23 protein-coding genes are annotated in these 20,616 nt (G+C 67.8%); 12 read left to right on the top strand and 11 right to left on the bottom strand.

Features of this window, described 5'->3' with window-relative positions; translation table 11 throughout:
• Positions 1 to 5: 5 nt before the first annotated feature.
• Positions 6 to 443 carry a large-conductance mechanosensitive channel protein MscL gene (gene mscL, locus JIP62_RS11490; RefSeq protein ID WP_201102318.1) on the top strand — a complete coding sequence of 146 codons (438 nt, stop codon included), beginning with the start codon at positions 6 to 8 and terminating at the stop codon, positions 441 to 443.
• Here the strand turns inward: mscL and JIP62_RS11485 are convergent.
• From JIP62_RS11485 to JIP62_RS11475, 3 genes are all read right to left on the bottom strand, one after another.
• Positions 421 to 1,527: an N-acetyltransferase gene (locus JIP62_RS11485; RefSeq protein ID WP_201102317.1), complete on the bottom strand. Its 1,107-nt coding sequence runs from the start codon at positions 1,525 to 1,527 to the stop codon at positions 421 to 423. The genes mscL and JIP62_RS11485 overlap by 23 nt on opposite strands.
• 97 nt (positions 1,528 to 1,624) lie before the next feature.
• On the bottom strand, positions 1,625 to 3,691 hold the full coding sequence (locus JIP62_RS11480) for a S46 family peptidase (protein WP_201102316.1): 2,067 nt from the start codon (positions 3,689 to 3,691) through the stop codon (positions 1,625 to 1,627).
• Between the two features lie 120 nt (positions 3,692 to 3,811).
• Positions 3,812 to 4,285, bottom strand: a complete 474-nt coding sequence (locus JIP62_RS11475) for an NUDIX domain-containing protein (RefSeq protein WP_201102315.1) — start codon at positions 4,283 to 4,285, stop codon at positions 3,812 to 3,814.
• Positions 4,286 to 4,421: 136 nt separating this feature from the next.
• Here JIP62_RS11475 and JIP62_RS11470 point away from each other — a divergent pair, with 136 nt between their 5' ends.
• The 5 genes from JIP62_RS11470 to JIP62_RS11450 all read left to right on the top strand — a co-directional run bounded on the left by JIP62_RS11470 (position 4,422) and on the right by JIP62_RS11450 (position 7,235).
• The gene (locus JIP62_RS11470) at positions 4,422 to 5,210 is read left to right on the top strand and encodes an SDR family oxidoreductase (protein WP_201102314.1); all 789 of its coding nucleotides are present in this window, start codon (positions 4,422 to 4,424) and stop codon (positions 5,208 to 5,210) included.
• 10 nt (positions 5,211 to 5,220) lie between these two features.
• The gene (gene folB, locus JIP62_RS11465) at positions 5,221 to 5,619 is read left to right on the top strand and encodes a dihydroneopterin aldolase (protein WP_201102313.1); all 399 of its coding nucleotides are present in this window, start codon (positions 5,221 to 5,223) and stop codon (positions 5,617 to 5,619) included.
• 88 nt (positions 5,620 to 5,707) lie between these two features.
• Entirely contained in the window at positions 5,708 to 6,493 is a 786-nt protein-coding gene (locus JIP62_RS15155) for a hypothetical protein (RefSeq protein ID WP_230974742.1), read from the top strand.
• A gap of 3 nt (positions 6,494 to 6,496) precedes the next feature.
• Positions 6,497 to 6,892, top strand: a complete 396-nt coding sequence (locus tag JIP62_RS11455) for a hypothetical protein (RefSeq protein WP_201102312.1) — start codon at positions 6,497 to 6,499, stop codon at positions 6,890 to 6,892.
• Between the two features lie 55 nt (positions 6,893 to 6,947).
• Positions 6,948 to 7,235 carry a GNAT family N-acetyltransferase gene (locus JIP62_RS11450; protein WP_201102311.1) on the top strand — a complete coding sequence of 96 codons (288 nt, stop codon included), beginning with the start codon at positions 6,948 to 6,950 and terminating at the stop codon, positions 7,233 to 7,235.
• Between the two features lie 16 nt (positions 7,236 to 7,251).
• Here JIP62_RS11450 and JIP62_RS11445 read toward each other — a convergent pair whose 3' ends face one another.
• The 3 genes from JIP62_RS11445 to JIP62_RS11435 all read right to left on the bottom strand — a co-directional run bounded on the left by JIP62_RS11445 (position 7,252) and on the right by JIP62_RS11435 (position 10,566).
• Positions 7,252 to 8,967: a CHAT domain-containing protein gene (locus JIP62_RS11445; protein WP_201102310.1), complete on the bottom strand. Its 1,716-nt coding sequence runs from the start codon at positions 8,965 to 8,967 to the stop codon at positions 7,252 to 7,254.
• Between the two features lie 67 nt (positions 8,968 to 9,034).
• Positions 9,035 to 9,718 (bottom strand): hypothetical protein, encoded by a 684-nt coding sequence (locus tag JIP62_RS11440; RefSeq protein WP_201102309.1) that lies wholly within the window; start codon positions 9,716 to 9,718, stop codon positions 9,035 to 9,037.
• 113 nt (positions 9,719 to 9,831) lie between these two features.
• Positions 9,832 to 10,566: a DUF1223 domain-containing protein gene (locus tag JIP62_RS11435; RefSeq protein ID WP_201102308.1), complete on the bottom strand. Its 735-nt coding sequence runs from the start codon at positions 10,564 to 10,566 to the stop codon at positions 9,832 to 9,834.
• Between the two features lie 220 nt (positions 10,567 to 10,786).
• Between JIP62_RS11435 and JIP62_RS11430 the strand changes: the two genes are divergently transcribed.
• The 4 genes from JIP62_RS11430 to arfB are packed head-to-tail and all read left to right on the top strand — an operon-like array spanning position 10,787 to position 14,554.
• Positions 10,787 to 12,271, top strand: a complete 1,485-nt coding sequence (locus JIP62_RS11430) for an amidohydrolase (protein ID WP_230974741.1) — start codon at positions 10,787 to 10,789, stop codon at positions 12,269 to 12,271.
• Complete coding sequence (locus JIP62_RS11425) at positions 12,271 to 13,644, top strand: amidohydrolase family protein (RefSeq protein ID WP_230974740.1); 1,374 nt, start codon at positions 12,271 to 12,273, stop codon at positions 13,642 to 13,644. The genes JIP62_RS11430 and JIP62_RS11425 overlap by 1 nt, the downstream gene beginning before the upstream one ends.
• 53 nt (positions 13,645 to 13,697) lie before the next feature.
• Positions 13,698 to 14,156, top strand: a complete 459-nt coding sequence (locus JIP62_RS11420; RefSeq protein ID WP_201102307.1) for a YaiI/YqxD family protein — start codon at positions 13,698 to 13,700, stop codon at positions 14,154 to 14,156.
• Entirely contained in the window at positions 14,153 to 14,554 is a 402-nt protein-coding gene (arfB, locus tag JIP62_RS11415; RefSeq protein WP_201102306.1) for an alternative ribosome rescue aminoacyl-tRNA hydrolase ArfB, read from the top strand. The genes JIP62_RS11420 and arfB overlap by 4 nt, the downstream gene beginning before the upstream one ends.
• A gap of 3 nt (positions 14,555 to 14,557) precedes the next feature.
• On the opposite strand, the gene JIP62_RS11410 is transcribed toward arfB, so the two are convergent.
• The 4 genes from JIP62_RS11410 to JIP62_RS11395 form a co-directional block, all read right to left on the bottom strand.
• Complete coding sequence (locus tag JIP62_RS11410; RefSeq protein WP_201102305.1) at positions 14,558 to 15,040, bottom strand: hypothetical protein; 483 nt, start codon at positions 15,038 to 15,040, stop codon at positions 14,558 to 14,560.
• 20 nt (positions 15,041 to 15,060) lie between these two features.
• Positions 15,061 to 16,662 (bottom strand): 2-polyprenylphenol 6-hydroxylase, encoded by a 1,602-nt coding sequence (gene ubiB / locus JIP62_RS11405; RefSeq protein WP_201102304.1) that lies wholly within the window; start codon positions 16,660 to 16,662, stop codon positions 15,061 to 15,063.
• On the bottom strand, positions 16,650 to 17,438 hold the full coding sequence (locus JIP62_RS11400; protein WP_201102303.1) for a class I SAM-dependent methyltransferase: 789 nt from the start codon (positions 17,436 to 17,438) through the stop codon (positions 16,650 to 16,652). The genes ubiB and JIP62_RS11400 overlap by 13 nt, the downstream gene beginning before the upstream one ends.
• 72 nt (positions 17,439 to 17,510) lie before the next feature.
• Positions 17,511 to 18,215 (bottom strand): Crp/Fnr family transcriptional regulator, encoded by a 705-nt coding sequence (locus JIP62_RS11395; protein WP_201102302.1) that lies wholly within the window; start codon positions 18,213 to 18,215, stop codon positions 17,511 to 17,513.
• 142 nt (positions 18,216 to 18,357) lie between these two features.
• Here JIP62_RS11395 and JIP62_RS11390 point away from each other — a divergent pair, with 142 nt between their 5' ends.
• Both JIP62_RS11390 and JIP62_RS11385 read left to right on the top strand, forming a co-directional pair.
• Positions 18,358 to 18,663 (top strand): 4a-hydroxytetrahydrobiopterin dehydratase, encoded by a 306-nt coding sequence (locus JIP62_RS11390; RefSeq protein WP_201102301.1) that lies wholly within the window; start codon positions 18,358 to 18,360, stop codon positions 18,661 to 18,663.
• A complete protein-coding gene (locus JIP62_RS11385; protein ID WP_201102300.1) occupies positions 18,660 to 19,454 on the top strand; it encodes an SDR family oxidoreductase in 795 nt (264 codons plus the stop codon). The genes JIP62_RS11390 and JIP62_RS11385 overlap by 4 nt, the downstream gene beginning before the upstream one ends.
• A 112-nt stretch (positions 19,455 to 19,566) precedes the next feature.
• Here the strand turns inward: JIP62_RS11385 and JIP62_RS11380 are convergent, their stop codons facing one another.
• Complete coding sequence (locus JIP62_RS11380; RefSeq protein WP_201102299.1) at positions 19,567 to 20,598, bottom strand: 2'-deoxycytidine 5'-triphosphate deaminase; 1,032 nt, start codon at positions 20,596 to 20,598, stop codon at positions 19,567 to 19,569.
• Between the last annotated feature and the right edge of the window lie 18 nt (positions 20,599 to 20,616).

Genomic DNA, 20,616 nt, shown 5'->3' with positions numbered 1-20,616 from the left:
ACGATTTGAGCCTTCTGTCCGAGTTCAAGGAATTCGCGGCTCGCGGAAATGTGGTCGATCTGGCCGTCGGGGTCATCATCGGCGCAGCCTTCGGCAAGATCGTCACCAGCCTGGTCGAACAGGTGGTCATGCCGCCGATCGGCCTGATCCTGGGACGCGTCGATTTCTCGGAGCTGAAGCTGGTCCTGGCCCCCGAGAACCCCGCCACCACCGAAATCGAGGAGGTCGCCATCCAGTATGGGGCCTTCATCAATACCGTCATTCAGTTCCTGATCGTCGCCTTCGTGGTGTTTCTGATGGTCAAGGCGATCAACAAGCTGCGGCGCCAGCAGGCGGCGGAACCTCAGGCCGCTCCGCCGGCCCCCACGCCCACCGAGGCCCTTCTGGCCGAGATCCGCGATGAGCTTCGTGCCGGAGCCGTCAGAGGACCCGAGCCCCGCTGACCGGCACGGGCCTGAGGCAGATCAGGTAATCCCCGTCCAGCGGCGTCGGCGACCAGCCGGCGGGATCCGGGCCATCGGCGGCAAAGGTGGCGTGCCCATGGCCCCAGCCGCCCTCACGCCGAGCCCGCCGTTCCCAGCCACCCAGCTGTGACAACAGCCGGGGCGAAACCACCTGCAATCGGACCTTGGCGGCACCCAAGCTCGGCGCAGCCTCAATCATGGCCTGCATCAGGGACGCCACCGCCTCCGGGTGGCCTTCCAGAGCGATCAGATCGATGACCTCCAGCACAGGCGGGGAAATCGCGTTGTCCTTGGCCAGGACAGCCAGGGCATGGCCGACAACCCTGCCCCCATGGCTGCCAATCAGGGCAAGCGGGGCGGTCGTGACGTCCGGGTTCGCCAGACGCCAGCGCAGCATCGCCGGGTTGCGGTCGGCGACCAGCCGTCCCTCGGCCACCAGAGCCTGCCAGAAGGCGGCATAGGGCGAGCTGTCGGTCAAATCGGTCAGGACCGTGACCCCGGCGGGCAAGCGCAATGATCGCCCCTGCCCCAGGCGCCGGTTCATCAGCCGCTCGCCCAGACGTGGGGTCAGACCGGGCCAGCGGTCGTCGATCTGCCTCAGACCCCGCCCGGCCGCACAGACCAGCGGATCAATGATCCAGGACAGCTTCAGGGCATGGGTTCCGACCGGCCACGGCTCCAGCCCGATCCGGTCATAGATGCGCGCCGCCGCCGGATTGGCGTTGAACGTATAGTGGGCAAACATGCCCGGCTGGGTCATCAGGGCCTTGACCAGACCCCGGCTGCGACCGGCCTTCTCGGGCGGAACAATCAGCGAAAAGCCTGTCGCGCCATAGACGGTCCGCTCGCCCTGGCGAAAGCCCTGCACCAGATTGCCCAGAAAGGCCGCAGGTCTGTCCTGATCGTCGGCCAGCACATAGCCAAGGGGCGAACCGGTGGCGCGTTGGGCCGGGTTTTGCCGCAACCATGTCCAACCGGCAGCGGACCGCACGGGCCAGCCGACACTGCGATGCAGCGCGTCGACCGCAGGAATGTCCGCAGGTGCGAAGTCTCGCGCGGGCATGCTGGCCAAGCTCCGGAGCGCCCAGGGGCGGCTGGCCAACACTAAGGGCACCGGCATCAACCAAAGGTTGATGCCGGTCGACCCCGTCGTCAGACGCCTATTCGACGCCCAGTTCGGCCAGCAGATGGGGCTGGCGATAGACCGTCCGCAGCGCCTCGGTGATGGCCGCCGTCGAGACCGTTACCGTGCGGTTCAGCGCGGCGTCATAGCCATAGCTGCCGCCCAGGGAGTGGATGTTGCCGTCGAAGGCGGCACCGATCACCTCGCCCTTGGCATTGACCACCGGCGAGCCGGAGTTGCCGCCGATGATGTCGTTGGTCGAAACGAAGTTATAGACCGCCTGCTTGTTCACCCGATCCTCCGCCGCAGCGAAGGACGGTGCCAGGTTGAACGGCTCCGATCCCGTGGCGCGCTCATAGAGTCCGCCGATGTAGGTGAAGGCCGGGACCTCGACGCCGCGATAGGTCCAGCCCTGCACCTGGCCGTAGGAGATGCGCAGGCTGAAGGTGGCGTCCGGATACTGGTTGGTCCCGTAAACGGCAAAGCGGGCCTGGGCCACGCGCTCGGCAGCCTGAGCGGTCGGCGCGGTGACCTCGTTGTTCCAGCGCGCGCCGATGGCAGCAGCAGCATCGTCATTGGCCAGGATGAAGGCCAGCAGAGGATCGGCGGCGGCCATTTCCGCCGGGGTCATGGTGGCGACCTGGGCGCGGAAGGCGGGATCGGCCAGCCGGGTCGTCGAGACCAGACGGTCGGCCAGGGCCTCGGGGCTTTCATTGCCCAGCAGAGCCTTCACCTGCGGATTGTCGACCGTCAGATATTCGCGGGTCTTGGACAGCCAGAAGCCCAGATAGACTTCTTCCAGCCCGGCATCGATCGGCAGATCGGCACTGACGCGCTGGCCGAACTGAGCCATCTGCGCGTCGCTGACACGGCCGGCCTCGCGGGCCTTGCCGGTGCGGACGATCGCCCGGCCGATGGAATACAGGGTCGAGCGGCTGCCCGCCCCCTGCTCCAGCTGGCGGTAGGGCAGGTAAAGCTCGCGGGCCACGGACTGGATCTGGGCCAGCTCGCTCCACGGATCGCCGATGCGCTGCTTCAGGGCCGGGTCGGCATCGACGGCGGCGCGCAGGGCGGCCTCTTCTTCACGCTTCTTGGCCATGAAGGCGGGGTCCAGCAGCGCCTGGTTCTGGCCGTACCAGACCTTGAAGCTGTTCTCGAGACCGAAGATCGGGTCGGTCGCGACCCGCTTGGCCTCGGCGCTGGTGGCGGCATAGGCCAGCATGCGTCCGCGCAGTTCCGAGCCCTGGATCAGGGTGATCGGCAGCTGCTGGTCGCGGGTCCATTCCAGCTGGCTCATGGTCAGCAGGCGCGAGGTCGAGCCGGGGTTGCCGACCACGAAGGTCACGTCGCCCTCGGCCGGAGCCGACGAGTTCCAGACCAGGTGGTTCGGTGTCTCGACCGGCTTGCCGTCCTCATAGGCGCGCAGGAAGGCGGCATCGAGGGCATAGCGCGGGAAGTTGAAGTTGTCGGGGTCGCCGCCGAAGAAGGCCGCCTGAAGCTCGGGCGCGAAGACCAACCGGACGTCGTCATATTTGCGGAACTTGTACAGGGCGTACTGACCACCGCGATAGAAGCTGATGACCTGGCACGTCAGCTTGGGATCGCCATTGCAGTTTTCCTGCTGGATCTTGGCGGTTTCGGCGTTGCGGGCCTGGGTGAACTCCGCCCCCGTCAGGCCCTGGCCGGCGGCCAGGACGCGGTCGGTAACGTCGATGATGTCGGTCAGGACCTCGGCCGTCTGGCCCAGGCAGGTCTTTTCTTCCTCGCGCGTGGCGGGCATCCAGCCGTTCTGGACATAGTCGTTCTCAGCCGTCGACAGCTCCTGCACGCAGCTGAGGACGCAGTGGTGGTTCGTCAGGATCAGGCCTTCGCCCGACACGAACGAGGCCGAACAGCCGTTCAGGCGCACCGAGGCCGAACGCAGATTGTCCAGCCAGGCCTGGTCGATGTTGGTGCCGTATTTCTGGTTCACCAGGGCGATGGGGAAGTTGTTGAAGGTCCACATCCCTTCTTCACGAGCCATGGCGGGCGCGGCGGCCAGAACAAAGGCAACACCGCCCATGGCGGCAAAGGAGGCGGTCAGGCCCAGACGACGAAGCGACATCGATGAAACTCCCTGTGGCCGCGCATTGGATTGGCGCCGGCTGTTATTCTGTAGCTACTCCCGAAGACCACCAGCCGTCCACTGCCTGCGATGCGCAGGCCATCACGCCCTTGTGTGGCCTCACCAGTGGGGGCTGAGCGGGATGCCCTGGAATATCTCGGCCAGGCGATCGCGGCTGCCGCGATTGACGTCCGAGGGCAGGTTGAGGGGATCGAACCACTCCACGGCATCTATTTCACCCCGGCTGTCCGAGGGCCCGGCTTCAAAGGCGTCTACCCGATAGACCAGGACATGATCGCCGCGAAAGAACCGCTCGTTGGAGTGGATTGAGATCAGGCGCGGCGGCGCGGTGGCGATCAGCCCCGTCTCCTCGCGCAGTTCACGCACCGCCGCTGCATCGGTCGTTTCGCCCCGATCCACGCCGCCGCCGGGCAGCCACCATCCGGGCAGATAGGTGTGGCGCACCAACAGAACCCTGCCGCCTTCATCGACGGCGGCGATCCTGACGCCCAGGGTCATGCCGCGCGTGGCCCGTGACAGGGCGAAGAAGAGCGGACGGGTGAAGGGCTCGATGCGGGCACGCCAGTCGGTCATGCGATGACGATAGGGTGTCAGGCGACGACTTGAACAGCGGGCTCCGGGCCTTTATTGCCCGGCCCTGAAACAGGAGTGCTCCTCATGCTGGCTCTCGCCATCATCCTCGGCTTCGTCGCCGTTCTGGCCGCGATCAATGCGTTCGAGTTCGGCCGGGTTGACTGAGGCCTCTGACCGGGGCGTCGCCCTCGTCACCGGAGCGGGTCGCCGGATCGGTCGCGCCATCGCGTTGGAACTGGCGCGGGTCGGTTTCGACATCGCCGTGCACCATCGCGAGCCGCAGGGCGGCGGGGCCGCCGACGCCCAGGCGCTGATCGCCGACATACAGGCCCTGGGGCGGCGCGCCGCCGCCGTCACGGCCGACCTGTCGGATGAGGCCGCCGTGCGGACCGTCGTCCCGGCGGCGGTCCAGGCCCTGGGCCCCCTGACCCTGCTGGTCAACAATGCGTCGGTGTTTCAGGACGACCGCGTTGGCGGGCTGGAGCGCGGCCTGTGGGACCAGCATATGGAGACCAACCTGCGGGCACCGATCGTGCTGGCGGAGGCCTTTGCCGCCCAGGCCCCCGCCGGGTCCTCTATCGTCAACCTTCTGGACCAGAAGGTCGCCAAGCCCGATCCCCGATTCTTTTCCTACAGCCTGTCGCGGGCCGGCCTGTGGTGGGCGACGCGGACCCTGGCCCAGGCTCTGGCCCCGCACATCCGGGTCAATGGTGTGGCACCCGGCCCGACCCTGCCGTCGATTCACCAGACCCAGGCCGACTTCGATGCCGAGGCCGCAGGCACCCTCCTGCAAAAGCCCGGAAGTCCCGAGGCCGTGGCGAGCGCGGTACGGTGGCTTGTCGATGCCGACATGGTCACCGGCCAGATGATCGCCGTCGATGGCGGCCAGCACCTGGCCTGGCACACACCCGACATTGTGGAGTAACCCCCGCCCCATGGCTCCGTTTCCGACCGTGACCGCTTTTCCGAATGCCGACCTGCCGCGCCGCGAGGGGCTGATCGTCTTCGTGCGCGGATTGTCGATCCAGGCCGGAATCGGCATTCATGACCATGAACAGGGGCGGTTCCAGACCCTGGTGATCGATGTCACCCTGGACCTGGGCCCGGCCCCGGTCGATCGTCTGTCCGATACCGTGAACTATGAGACGATTGCGGAGGCGGCCCGCGACATCGCGCGCTCCGGCCATGTCGGTCTGGTCGAGACCTTTGCCGAGCGCCTGGCCCTGGCTTGCCTTGACGATGTGCGGGTGCGCGCCGTGACGGTCCGGATCGAGAAACCGGGCGCCCTGGACGGGGCCGTCGCCCCCGGATGCGAACTGCGTTACGTGCGCTGACGGTTGCGCCGGAAAGGCCGGGCCGTCATTGTCGCCCCTGAGCAGGCTGCCCCGTCAGGGCAGGATGGAGCCGCGCCGCACGATGTCGATGGCCAAACCCGAACCCCAGGACGCCACCCCCGGCGTGGATCACGATCTGGACGATCTGGTCGGCTTCAGCACACCCGGATCGCTGGCTGGTGCGCCGGTGCGCGTGGCGGCCGAGCCCGTAGAGATCGACTATCCCCCGGAGACGCAGGCCGATCCCCTCGAGCACGAGCCGCTGGCCGCGGCACAAGAGGATCACGACCGGGCCGACTTCACCCTGTCCCCGCCGCCTGCGCCGAAGCTTGAGGCAGAGCCGGACACAGTGGCCACAAAGCCTGTCGTGTCGCCGCGCGAGCCTGAACCCGAATTGGATTTGCGCCCGGCCCCGACGGTGCCGACTGCCGCCGTACTGCCGGTGGTGGATGCCGACTTGAAACCGGGCTGGCGTGAACAGCTGCGCCAGGCCGAATCCACCATTGCGCCGGTCCAGACCATGGCGCGTCGCAAGACCGCGTCGATCGAGGGCATCATGGGTCTCTATTCCGTCTACGCGCTGATCCTGTTCTCCGTCCCGACGCTGGGCGTCTCGGCGGCGATCGGCCTGCTGGCCGTGTTCGGACGCGAGGGCCCCAGCGACCCGGTGGCCCGAAGCCATTTCATCTATCAGCAGCGCACCCTTTATGCCGCCGCCATCACGGCCCTGTTGGGCGTGATCCTGATCGTGATCGGCCTGGGGGTCTTCGTTCTTTTCGTTCTGGCCGTCTGGACCCTGGCCCGCGGTGCCTGGGGCGTCTGGCGGCTGAAGGCCGACCGGCCCATCGACAACCCCAGACACTGGCTGTTCTGACCCATGACCGACCTGCCTCCGTCCAGCCGACCGTCCTTCCAGTCGAACGATTCCGAAGGCAAGCCCGCCGCCCTGATCGCCTGGGGCCTGTATCTGCTGTCCCTGCCCAGCGCCAACACCCTGGTGCTGGTCGGACTGGTCGTGGCCTATGCCACGCGCGGATCGGCGACGGGCGTGGCGCGTCAGCACCTGGATGCCCAGATCGCCCTGTTCTGGCAGACCTTCTGGTGGACGGTGGCCCTTTGGATCCTGATCGCAGTCAGCTTGGTCTTCTCGTTCGTTGCGATCGGGATCCCGTTCCTGATCCTGTTCGTCATCCTGTGGTTCCTCGTGACGGTGTGGTTCACGGTCAAGAGTGTGCTGGGGCTGCTGAACCTGCTGCAGGATCGCCCGGCCTGACGGGAACCGTTCGCCCGCCGCAGGCTTGGATCAGGACAGAAGCGGAGACGCAGTCATGACGGCCTTCACCGACGACACCGGGGCACAGCGCTTTCACCAGACCGAGCCGGATTCACAGGGCACCGAACGCCCCGTCTGGGCTGACTATGCGGTTCAGGGCGGCACGCGCATCATCTTGCATGTCGAGGCGGACGAGGCCCTGCGCGGCACCGGCGCGGCGGGCCGCTTCATGCAGGCCCTGGCTGACCACGCGCGAGCCGAAGGCCTGAAACTGGTCCCGCGATGCAGTTATGCCGTCGCCTGGCACCGCCGAAACACGGCCTATAACGACGTGCTGGCCTGATGCCGGCCCGCAGACCTCAGCCCGGGGTCCCGACCAGGGTGAAGGCCGCCCAATAGGCCGGGTGCCCCCAACGCCTTTCTGAGCGAACGGCCAGCATGGCCGCTTGGAGGCTCTTGGCCCGTGCTGCCGAATCATCGGGTGCCGCCGTGTCCAGTCCCGCAAAGGTGCCGGTGATCAGCGCCGTGGTGGCCAGGTCGGAGACCTCCCAGTGCGAGACCAGCACCGAACGGGCCCCGGCATAGAAAAAGGCGCGGGCCAGACCCGACAGCCCCTCGCCGCCCGGCCGCCCGTCTGACGCTGCCGTATTACAGGCCGACAGCACCACAAACTCGGCCCTCAGCCGCAGTTGCGCCGCCTCGGACGCCGTCAGATAGCCGTCGTCCGCCTCAGACGCCGTGGTCGGAGGCGTCAGGACCAGGCCCGGCTCCGCCACAGAGGCTCCGGCCATCAGTCCATGGGTGGAGAAGACCACGAAGCGCGCATTCGACAGGGCGGCGGTATCCGTCCGCCGAACGGCATCCTCGGTCGCCTCGGCCCCGGTACGAACCAGGCTGTTCGGATAGCGCCTGCCAAGAGCCGCCAGCTCGGCCCGCGATCCCGGCAGGTCCGGCAGGGCGCGCAGCACGGCCACATTGGCCAGCCGTCCCTCGCCCATGACCCTGTCAGCAGGCTCGGTCCCGCGCGAGCCGCGCACGGCCTGACCTGACAGCACCGGCGCGCCGAATGCGGCCAGCTGGATCCGCTCGGGCACTGCGGCGTCGGCTCTGGTCGGTTCGATCTTGCCCGGTGGGCAGCCGGGGTGACGGTCGGCGGAGGCGACGACCAGATGGCAGCGCAGGGCCTTCAGGCTCGACACCGACGGCAGGCTGGCCAGGGCATAGCGGTCGATCAGCCAGGACGCCCCGTCCAGCGCGTCCCGGTCGGTATCCAGGCCAGTGGACGGCTCGGTCATCAGCACCGCCAGGGGCAGGGTCGTCAGCGCGCCCGTGACCACGGTGATCAGCGTCGACTTGCCCTCGAACACACCCTCCACCGGCTGGATCAGCTCGGCGTAGAGACGGTGGGCGGTGGCGCGATCATAGGCAGGCACCGGGCGCCCCTCGAAGATCATGGGGTCGAACTCGGGCTCGTCACCACGCGCCGCGGCCGCCTGGGTCAGCGAGGCCCGCAGGCGCCCAACCGCCTCCGACATCGCCTTTTCGCCGAGGCCTGCCGCCCGAGCCCACTCGATCCGGTCCCTCGACACCCCCCAGACATAGGTGGCTTCCGGGTTGACCAGAACCAGCAGCAGGGCCTCGTCCGGTCCCAGCAACGCCTGCGTTTCCTCGACCGTCAGGGCGCGGGGGCGCGTCAACTCGGCATAGGCTGGAAACTGGACCGCGATCTGGGCGTCCAGGGCGCGCAGGCGTTCCAGGACACTGTCGTATTCGGCCCGGCTTTCGGCGCGACGACGCACGCCTTCCTCGCCGGCCAGGCCATAAAGACCCTCCAGTTCGCGCTCCAGTCGATCGCGGCGGCCGACCAGTCTCTCGCGATCCTCGGCCAGTTGGCCAAGCGCATCGTCCCCCGCAGCAAAGCGCGCAGAGACCTTGGCCAGGGCGTCGGCGGCGTCGGAGGCGATGGCCCATTGCGCGGCTTCGAATGCCTCGGCCCTGAGGGAGGCGGGCGTATCGTCGCGCACCGTGGCCACGGCGTCGCTCCGCAGCGTCAGGCCGAGCGTGACTGCGGCCATAGCCGCCGCCAGCACGCCTGCCAGAACTCGCCCCCTGCCCATACTCAGCCCCCCGTCATCCGGCCGTTCAGTTGCTCAGGATCTGGACCTTGGTCCAGACGTCGCCGCGGTTGATGATGTCGATCCGCACGGTACCGGCACGGGGCGGGACGACGGTGCAGACCGGGTAATGATCACCCGATCCGTCGCGGCAGATCACAGCCCCGCTGGCGTCGCGCATCGACAGATCGATATTGGTGTCGCCATCGCCGATGGCCGCGATCCGCAGGACCTCGCCTCCGCGAGCCTGAACATTGAAGCCATAGACAGCGCGCGCGCGCACCTCCTTGACGGTGAAGATCGGCCCCTCTCCGAACGAGGAGGAATCGACCCCCCGGCTGCCGTGCTCACGCACACGATCAATCGCGTCCAGCCACGCCGGCTGACCCAGGGACAGGGACGCGGCCTCGTCCAGCAGCCGGTCAGGCGTCAGAATGGGAGCCTCGCCCTCGCCGACCCGCACCGGCACCTCGCCCAACATCCGCGCCGCCAGGATCAGGGCTCCGGGATCGCCGCGTCGACGCCCCCAGGCGGCCAGCTCCGCCGCGGTGACGACCTGGCCGATCCCTACTGCCTCGGGCGACAGGGCCGACGGGTCCTGGACAGGGGCAGAGACCTCAACCGGGGAGGCGCCTGCAAGGGCCGCGATCAGCCCCAGCCCCAGCCCCAGTCGTCGCGCGCTCCTGCCCAGCTTGAATCCAGCCATCATCATCGTCCCGTCACGGCCCGACGCATACGGGCCCCCTGCAGCCGTTTCAGATCATCCGGCGCAATGGGGATACTGACCGAAGCTGACGGGGACCGCCAGCGCATCGCAGAACGCCGTCAGTCGGGGACCGCAGCCGCCAGGATGCGGCGATCGGTCCGGCTTTGAACCAGGATCACCACGGATTCGGTGTCCGCGGTGGTCGCAGGGAGATCGAACAAGGCCGGGCGGCCGGTCCAGTCGCCCAGGCGGATGATGCGGCGCACGACATTGACCTGTCGAACCGCCTTGCCCCGATTGTCACCCCCGCCCACCTGAACGACCTGGGACCCGGCGACATAGGTGACTGCGACCACATCGGCTCCACCGGCCGGGACGGTCCCGGACCCGACCCCGACCCGCTTTCCGTCCTGCCGAAACTCGATCTCGGGGGGATAGTCGCGGCGGGCGGCCTCCTCATCGACCGCCAGCGTCAGCTCGGCCTCGCGCGCGGCCGAGGCGACCCGGCGTCCGTCGATGATGACCTGGGGCGTCGACACGGCCCGCAGACGCAGGGCCTGCCCATAGGACTGCTGGCGGCGGGTAAACTCGGGCCGGGCAAAGGTGTCTGCCCAACCCAGATAGTCCCAATAGTCGACCGGATACGTCAGGGCGATCACGCCCGGCCGGGCGGACAGGGTCTCGAATACCCGATTGGCATCGGGACACCCGCTGCAGCCCTGAGCGGTGAACAACTCCACCACGACGGGTTCAGCAGGCGGCCCAGCGCGCCGACCAGGCTGGATCCCGTTCGTCTGGGCCGCCGATGCGGCAGCCAGCAGGCCCGCGATCAGGGCTGCCAGCGGTAAGATCATGGCCCTCGGCATCATGGGCAAACCTTAACGGCCCCATCGCTCGGCGCTGTTCATTTTCCCGTGAGGGCGGCGGCTTGTCCCCAGGCGTGCGGATGGACCGCCCCGATGCTTCGTCACCGGACGAAAGGGGCTTTACGCGTCAGGGTCCACCCGTTTCTATGCCGCCCTGTTCGAACGCTCGCGCCATGCTCTGGCCCGTGGGCGACAAGGGGGTTCTTCAATGACGACCGATCTTTCTCCAGGCTCCGGCCTCAGGATACTCGCCTGCGCCATGGCCCTGGCTGTTTCCGCCTGCGCGACCGGCGCGGCCGACAGCGAAGGCAGCGAGACCGCCCCTGCCCGTCAGGCCCGCGCCCTGCCCACCGGCATGGACGCCGCGACCAATCTGGACCCCTATCCTTCGACGTATCGCGGCCTGCCGCGCGAGAACATGGCGATCGTCGGAGGCACCGTCTTCACAGGCGCAGGCCAGCGGATCGAGAACGGCACCGTCGTGGTGACGGACGGCAAGGTCGCGGCGGTCGGCGACGCCTCCACCCCCATCCCGTCTGGGTATCGCGTCGTGAATGCCCAGGGCCGCTTCGTCACCCCCGGCATCATCGATGTCCACTCCCACCTCGGGGCCGGCCCGTCACCGGGCGTCCAGGGGAACAGCGACGTCAACGAGCCCACCAATCCGAACACGGCCCAGGTCTGGGTCGAACATTCCGTCTGGCCCCAGGACCCCGGCTTCAACGCCGCACGGGCGGGCGGGGTGACGACGCTTCACATCCTGCCCGGCTCGGCCAATCTGTTCGGCGGGCGCGGCGTGACACTGCGCAACGTGCCGTCCGTGACCATGCAGGGCATGAAGTTCCCGGGTGCCCCCTATACGATCAAGATGGCCTGCGGCGAGAACCCGTCGCGGGTGTATGGCGGCCGCAACAGCTCGCCGGCGACCGGCATGGGCAATATGGCAGGCTATCGCGCCGGCTTCATCGCGGCGCGCGACTACAAGGACAAATGGGACCGCTGGCGCGAGACCGGAGAGGGCACGCCCCCGACGCGCAATCTGCAGAACGACACCCTGGCCGGCGTGCTGGACGGTTCGATCCTGGTGCAGAACCACTGCTACCGCGCCGACGAGATGGCGCTGATGATCGATATGTCGCGTGAGTTCGGATACCGGATCACCACCTTCCACCATGCGACCGAGGCCTACAAACTGGCTCCCACCCTGGCGCGCGAAGGCATCTGCGCGGCCATGTGGACCGGCTGGTGGGGCTTCAAGATGGAATCGCTGGACGGGATCGAAGAGAACGTCGCCCTGGTCGATGCGGCCCAGGGATCCTGCGCCGTGGTCCACTCGGATGACGCCGAACTGATCCAGCGCCTGAACCAGGAAGCTGCCGCCGCCCTGTCGGCGGGCCGCCGCGCCGGTCTGGACATCTCCGAAGAGCACGCGATCAGCTGGATCACCCTGAACGCCGCAAAGGCCATCGGCATCGAAGATCAGACCGGCTCGCTGGAAGTCGGCAAGCGCGCCGACGTGGTGATCTGGAGCGCCAATCCCTTCAGCGTCTATGCCCGCGCCGATCAGGTCTTCATCGACGGCGGACTGGCCTTCGACCGCTTCGATCCGGCCTATCAGCCGCTTTCCGACTTTGAACTGGGCCAACCCGGCTATGGCCAGGACGCCGCCGCCACCCGCCAGGGAGCCCGCTGATGAAAACCGCATCCCTGTCGATCAAGGGCCTTCTGGCCGTCGCCGCCCTTGCGCTGGCGACACCCGCCGTCTCTCAGGAAACGACCGCAATCACCGGCGGCCGCGTGCTGACCGGCACCTCGGTCATCGAGAACGGCACCGTCGTCATCCGGGGGGGCCGCATCGTCTCGGTCGGCACCGGTGCCGCGCCGGCTGGTGCCCGCGTCATCGATGCCACCGGCAGGGTCGTGGCCCCCGGCTTTGTCGCCGTGGACTCCGGTCTTGGCGGGTCGGAGGTCTCTTCCGTTCGGGGTTCGGACGACCTGTCAAACGCCTCCAACACCCTCAGCGCCGCCTTTGACGTGTCATGGGGACTGGACCCGTGGTCCATGACCCTGCCGGTTGCACGCCTGGGCGGCGTGACCCGCGCCATCGTCGTGCCGAACCATCCCGGTTCGTCGGGCGGCCATGCCCATGAGCAGGAAGACATGGCCGGGGCAGGTGACGGCGGCTATCACACACCCGGCCTGTTCGCGGGCCAGGCCTCCATCATCCACCTGGGTCCCGACACCCGCAACGGCGGCACCGAGATCGTGGTCCAGTCGCGGGTCGCCATGGTCGCCCCGTTTGGCGAGGCCGGGGCCAATGTCGCGGGCGGTGCGCGCGGAGCCGAGTTCGTCCTGTTCCGCGAGACCATGGCCGAGGTCCGCCTCTATGCCCGCAATCGGTCGGCCTATGACCGTGCCGGTCTGCGCGATCTGTCGCTGTCGCGGGCCGATCTGGAGGCCCTGGTCCCCGTCGCCGAGGGCCGGATGCCGCTGATCGTCACGGTTCACCGGGCGTCGGACATTCTTCAGGTGCTGCGCCTGGCCCGCGAGGAAGGCATCAAGGTCATTCTGGATGGGGCTGAAGAGGGATGGCTGGTCGCGGACCAGATCGCCGCCGCCAATGTGCCGGTCCTGCTGAACCCGATCACCAACCTGCCCGGCAATTTCGAACGCCGTGCCGCCCGCATGCAGAATGCCGCGGCGCTGGAGACGGCGGGCGTCCTGATCGCCATCAAGGGCAATGAGGGTTCGGTCCACCGTGCGCGCGAGACCCGCTACAACGCCGGAAATGCCGTCTCGCACGGCCTGTCCTATCCGGCGGCGATCGCGGCCATCACGGTGAACCCGGCGCGCATTTTCGGCATGGAAGGCCGGTTCGGCGGCCTGGTGGCCGGCGCGGAGGCCGACGTCGTGGTCTGGTCCGGCGATCCGCTGGAGCCACTGTCCCAGCCCGTCGCCATCTTCATCCAGGGCCGCGAACAGCCCCTGACCAGCCGGCCCCTGCTGCTGCGCGACCGCTACCGCGATGGTGGCGAGGGGGCGATGCCTCCGGCCTATTCGAGGTAGGGGCTTGGGCTTCTCCCTCCTCCTGCGGGGGAGGGAGAGGTATAAGCCGCCCCATGCCCACCCGCCTGTTCATCGACGCCGACGCCTGCCCGGTAAAGGACGAGGTCTATCGCGTCGCCGCGCGATACGGCCTGCACGTCTTTGTGGTGTCCAACAGCTGGATCAACACACCCCGCCAATCCTGGATCGAACAGGTGGTCGTCGATGCGGGCCCGGACATTGCCGACGACTGGATCGCGGAGCGGGCCGGGCTTGGCGATGTGGTCATCACAGCCGACATCCCCCTGGCTGACCGCTGCCTGAAAGCCGGGGCCCTGGCGCTGAAATCGAACGGCCGGTTCTTTACCCCCGATTCCATCGGCTCGGCCCTGGCCGGGCGGATGGTCGGCGAACATCTGCGATCCATGGGGGTCGCCACCTCGGGCCCGCCTCCGTTCGGCCCGCGCGACCGATCCAACTTCCTTCAGGCGCTGGACCAGGCCGTGGTCAAGGCGCGCAGGACCGCGCCATGACGGTGATTCCCGAAACGGAGCTGGAGTTTCGCTACTTCCGCGCGGGCGGGCCTGGCGGCCAGAACGTCAACAAGGTCTCGACCGCGGTCCAGATGCGGTTCGACGCTCTGAACTCTCCCTCGCTGAACGAAGGCACGCGCCAGCGGCTGATGAAGGCGGCGGGTTCGCGCCTGACGCAGGACGGGGTCATCCTGATCACGGCCGTCCGCTATCGCACTCAGGAAAGGAACCGCCAGGACGCCATCGAACGCCTTCAAGCCCTGGTCGATCAGGCCGCGATTGCGCCGATCCGGCGCGTGGCCACCCGCCCCACCAGGGCGTCGAAGGAACGAAGACTGGTTGCCAAGTCGCACCGGTCCAGCATCAAGAGCGGACGGGGCCGGCCACCCCCGGAATAGCGACTATTCCGGGCTCACCGGCGTTTCGCGGAACAGGAAGACGCCAATCTTTCCAGCGGCGTCCAGACCGATGATCCACTGGGTGTCGCCCGCCTCGAAACGGGCGCGGTAAAGGTCGGCACCGTTCTGGGCGCCGACGAAGGTGACCGCTGTCAGGGCCCCCATGTTTTCGACCATCTCGGACAAAGCCGCGCCCTGTCCCTGGCGCATCGTCTCGCCAACACCGGGGGTGAAGACCGAATAGTCGATGCCGTCCGCCTGCGCCGCAGCGATCACGCCGCGCAGCGCCGGCTCCGTCCGGGGATCCGCCACCTCGGTCGGCACAGGCGCAGCAGGCGCGGGTTGAGCCGCCGAGACGGCACGCGCGGGTTGATCGAAGCTGTTGGGCAGGCGTGCGGCCGCCACGCCGTCCTGGGCGACGGCCGAGCCGGCGAGCGCGACGAACAGGCTTGCGGCGATCAAACCGGCGGGAATGCGAGCAGACATGGCGGGACTCTCCGGAACAGTCAGGAGAGAATGCCGGGCCAAAGCGACAGAACAAGGGCAGCAGCAGACATCACGGCTCCCAGGGTCGCAGCCGCGACCAACCAGACCGGGGTCACCGTCTCTCGCACAATGACCGTTTCCACGACCGGCGGGTTCTGCACCAGATGCGACGCGGCCCGAGCGGTGGTCAGGACATCGGCCAGCACATCCCGCACCTGGGCGGCGGGGCCCAGTTCGCGCCGGATCCACTGTTCGACCACCGGCTGGGCGGCGGACCACAGGTCGTGATCCGGGTTCAGCCGCCGCGCCACGCCCTCGACCGAGACCATCGTCTTCTGCAGCAGGATCAGTTCGGGACGCAGATGCATGTCGAACAGTGCGGTGATCTCGAACAGCTGACCCAGCAGGCGTCCCATGGAGACCTGCGAGGCGGCCTTGCCGATCACGGGCTCGCCCACCGCCCGCAGGGCCTGGGAAAAGACCTGCACCGAATGGCGCGGCGGCACATAGCCGGCTTCGAAATGCACCCGCGCGATCCGGTCGTAGTCGCGGCTCAGGAAGCCCCAGAGGATCTCGGCCAGATACCTCCGCTCGGCCTTGCCCAGCCGCCCGACGATGCCGAAATCGACCGCCATCACCTCGGCCGGGGCGCTGGCGAACAGATTGCCCTCGTGCAGGTCGGCGTGGAACACCCCGTGATCCAGAGCCTGGCTCAGGAAGGACCGCACGACATTGTCGGCCAGGGCATTCTTGTCCAATCCCGGCTGTTCGGCGGACGCCGGGTCGGTCATGGCGATCCCCGTCGCCCATTCCAGCGTCAGGACACGCTTGCCGACACCATCCCAGACCACTGCCGGCGCCGACATATGTCCGCCGCCGCCGCTGACTGGGCGGGACAGCACATCCTTCATTTCCGAAGCTGCAGCCGCCTCCAGCCGCATGTCCAGTTCCAGCATCATCGACTGGGCAATGGTCTCGACGAAGGCCATCGGCTCCAACCGCCGCACCACCGGCACCAGCCGGTGCGCCAGCCGCGCCCCCAGCCGCATCGCATCCAGCCCGCTGGCCACGCGCCGTTCGACACCGGGCCGCAGGATCTTGACCGCCACCTTGCGTCCATCCGCCAGCCAGGCCGGGTGCGCCTGAGCCAGGGAGGCCGCAGCCACAGGGTCGCCGAAATCGGTGAACAGGCTATCGACCGGCCGCCCGAGTGAGCGCTCGACCTCAGCGCGGGCCAGCTCGGTGGAGAACGGCGGCAGGGCATCCTTCAGACGACCCAGGTCGCGCGCAAACTCGATGCCGAAGATATCCGCCCGCGTTGCCAGGACCTGACCCAGCTTTACCGCCACGGGGCCCAGGTGTTCGAACGCCTTGCCCAAGCGCTGGCCGGGCCGACCGGCGCGCCCCTCGGGTCCGGCAAAGGCGTGCAGCAGATGGGCGATCGGCCGGGCCCAGGCGGGCAGGATCGGCGTGATCTCGCGCGGGGCCAGGGCATCGTGCCGGGCGAGCACGACCAGCCAGCCGATCAGCCTTGCCGCCGCGCCGAGCGGATCGCGAACAGGCTGGGCTGCCGGTGCCTGCGGCGGGACCAGGGGATGCAGGCGGCCGGTCAGATCGCCCACCCGTGATGGATGGCCGCGATCCCGCCGGACAGGTTGGTCACACTGACACGGCTGAATCCGGCGGTTTCGATCATGGCCTTGAACGTCGCCTGTTCGGGAAAGCGGCGGATGCTTTCGACCAGGTATTGATAGCTGTCGCGATCACCCGCCACCCAGCCGCCGATGCGCGGGATGGCGTTGAAGGACCAGGCGTCATAAGCCTTCCTCAAAGCGCCCGTCGTGGGGCGCGAGAACTCCAGGCACAGGAACCGGCCGCCCGGCTTCAGCACCCGGCGCGCCTCGGCCAGGGCCTGGGAAATGTCGGCCACATTGCGGATGCCGAAGCTGATCGAATAGGCATCGACCGAGGCGTCGGGCAGAGGCAGGGCCATGGCGTCGCCGACCGTCCAGGTCATCTCCGGCTCGCCCCCTTTGGCCACGCCCGCCAGGATCATCTCGGCGTTGTAGTCCAGCACGATGACCCGGGCGTCCTCACCGCCGCGGCGCTGCTGGGCCGCGCGCGCCATCTTCGAATAGCGGCGTGCCATGTCGCCGGTGCCGCCCGCGACGTCCAGGATCACCTCGCCGGGCCGGGGATTGAGGCGAGCCGCCGCCGCATCCTTCCACAGACGGTGCACGCCACCGCTCATCAGGTCGTTCATCAGGTCGTAGCTGGAGGCCACGCTGTCGAACACGCCGCGCACCAGGCGCACCTTTTCGCCCGCCTCCACGTCGCGGAAGCCAAAGGTCGAGGTCTTGCCCGCGGGCAAATCGGAAGGCGGCGCAGCGTCGGTCATCTTTGCGCTTTAGCGGGTCGCGAGGCTGGCGTCACCGGGCTGCGTCGTCGCGGCTCTTTGCGACACTTGCGGCTATCGGCCGTGACGGGGACGAGGCACGCCCAGATCCTTCATCACGCCCCGCATCATGGCATAGCAACCGCAGGCCGCCCCCTCCAAAGCCTTGCGGTCGAGGACCTCCACCCAGCCGCGCCCGCGCTTGATCAGGCGTCGCCCTTCCAGTTCGGCCCCGACCTCCGACACCGTGGCGCGCCGCACACCGAGCATGCCCGCGATATCCTGCTGAGTCAGGTTGAAGCGATCTTCATCGGCCCGGTCGTGCAAGGTCAGCAACCACCGGGCCAGACGCTCGTCCAGCTTGTGCTGCGCATTGCAGGCGGCTGTCTGCTGAACCTGGGCGAACAGGCTTTCGGTGAATTTGGCGAGAGCCATCCGCATGGGCTCGCTCTTTTCCAGGGCGGCCGAGAAGATATCGGCCGGGCAGCAGGCCGCGACACCCTCCAGCTGGGACACCGCACGGCTGGCCGCCCGCGCGTTCAACGGCCCACAGGTCACGCCCACCAGACCCTCGCGCCCGATGGCCGCCGTCTCGACCATGCGGTCATCGGGCAGCACCGTCATCAGCGAGACCACGCCGCGCATCGGAAACCAGACCTCGTCGACCGCCTCGCCGGCGTCGTAAAGCATCTGGCCCGCAGCAAAGGCCTTCTCGCTGAGGTGCGGCTCGATCCGTTTACGATCGGCAGGCTCCAGTTGGGAAATCCACAGATTGTCCATGACGAGGCTCTTTTGCGAACGGCGACGCTTGGTAACGCCAGAGCTTGTGCCGTGTTCCAGGCCCGGTCGCAGTTGCCGCTGCGTGACCTTGTAGGGGTGCCGACACCGCGATAGGCAGGGTCAGGGACAAGAGGAAAACGCCATGGCACAAACGCCGCTCGACCTGGACCAGGTTCTGGCCGATCTGCCGCAATGGCGCGCTCATGCCGGAGACCGCACGGCGATCGAACGGTCATTGCGCTTTGCCGATTTCAACGCCGCCTTCGGCTTCATGACGCGCGTGGCCCTGCTGGCCGAGACCATTGATCACCATCCCGAATGGTCCAATGTCTACAATCGCGTCGACATCCTGCTGACCACCCATGACGCGGGCGGTCTGACCGAGCGGGACGTGCGGATGGCCCGCTTCATCGACGACATCGCCTCCAGCCAGGGAACCCAATCATGAGCATCGCACGTAAGGGACGGGTCGAGGGCAAGACGGCCTTGATCACCGGGGCCGCCGGGGGCCTGGGTCAGGCCATGGCCTGGATGCTGGCCCGCGAAGGCGCAAAGGTCGCCGTCACCGATATGGATTTGGCCGGTGCAGAGGCCTTGGCCGCCGCCATCAATGCCGAAATTGCCGGCAGCGCCTTCGCCTTTGCCCAGGACGTGACGGACGAAGGTCAGTGGGCAAGTGTGGTCGAGGCGGCGGTCCAGGCCATGGGCGGCCTGTCCATCCTGATCAACAATGCCGGCATCGGCGGCCAGTTCGTCTGGGCCGAACAGGACTCGCTCGAGAACTGGCGCACGGTCCAGGCGGTCAATATCGAGAGCATCATGCTGGGCTGCAAATACGCCCTGCCGCACCTGCGCGCGTCGGGCGCAGGCTCGATCGTCAACATCTCGTCGGTGGCGGGGCTGGCGGCGGCGCCCGGCATGGGGGCCTATAACGCCACCAAGGCGGCCGTCTGGATGTACACCAAGACCGTCGCCCTGGAATGCGCCAAGGCCGAGTGGAACGTGCGTGCCAACTCGGTCCATCCGGTCTTCATCAAGACCCCGATCCTGGACCCCTTCATCGCCATGGCCGGCGGCGACGAGGACAGGGCGCACGAGCGGCTGGCACGCGGCATCCCCCTGAAGCGGATCGGCGAACCGGACGACGTCGCCTATTGCGTCCTCTACCTGGCCTCGGACGAAAGCAAATTCGTCACCGGCTCCGAGTTCAAGATCGACGGCGGCATGCTGGCTCAGTGAGGCTGGTTCGCCAACATCCAAGCCGTACAGCCGACAAAAAAGATGATGAAGAACAGATACTCGCGCGGCTTCAGGTCGCGCGGATGCCGACGTTTGCCTGGTTCGTCCATCGCTACCTCCAAGCCCTAAAATGCTTGCTCAGCTTCAGCCCCTGTCGCTGATAGTGGCTGCCGCCCTCACCATACAGGCGGTCGGGCCGCATCGTCAGGGGCTCATAGACCAGACGCGCGACGATCTGGCCGTGTTCCAGCAAAAAGGGCGTGTCGTGCGTCCGCACCTCCAGCACCCCCTTTGATCCTGCTCCATGAGCCTCGTCCGTGCCGAAGCCGGGGTCGAAGAAGCCGGCGTAATGCACCCGGAACTCGCCCACCGACGGGTCGATCGGCGTCATCTCGGCCGCCTGCATGACCGGAATCTCAACCGCCTCGCGTGAGGCCAGGATGTAGAATTCGCCCGGATCCAGCAGCAGCTCGCCCTTCGGGGCCGACAGCGGTTCCCAGAAGTCGCGCGGATCGTGGCCGTCGATCCTGTCCAGATCGACCACGCCTGCATGACGCCGCCCCCGGAAGCCGACGATGCCCCCTTCGCCGCTATCCAGGTCGACCCCGACGCTGCGGGTCTCCAGGCGCGGCGGTTCGCCCGCCTTCAGCCGCAGCTGATTCAGCCGCGTTCCCGGCCGGACCAGGATGGAAAAGGTCTGGGGCGCGATCTCCAGATACAGCGGCCCCTCATAGCCCGCGTCCACATCGTCGAACGCCGCGCCCCGGTCGGTCAGCAAACGCACGAAGACGTCCACCCGCCCGGTCGAGCTCTTGGGATTGGCGCGCGCGATCAGGCCGGGCGGCAGGCTGAGCCGCTCCTGAAGCCGGGCGATATAGACGCAGCCCTTTTCCAGCACATAGCCGCCCGACAGATCGATCGGGTGCATGGAGACGTCGGCGATCCGGTCCTCGACCTTGCGCTGACCGGGCAGGAAGCTGGCCCGCACCCGCCAGGCCCGGTCGGACAGGCGCAGGTCCAGGCTGGCGGGCTGCACCTGATCGGTGTCGAACGGGGTGTCGGACGCGATCGCGCCCGTGGCGATCAGGGTCTCGATGGACTGGCAGGGCAGGATGCCCGAAACGGAGGATTCGAAGGCTTGCATGACCCCGACATACACGGT

Source organism: Brevundimonas vitisensis, assembly GCF_016656965.1.
Taxonomy (GTDB): domain Bacteria; phylum Pseudomonadota; class Alphaproteobacteria; order Caulobacterales; family Caulobacteraceae; genus Brevundimonas; species Brevundimonas vitisensis.
Note: the sequence above shows the minus strand (reverse complement) of the source record. Positions and strands in the feature narration are given on the sequence as shown.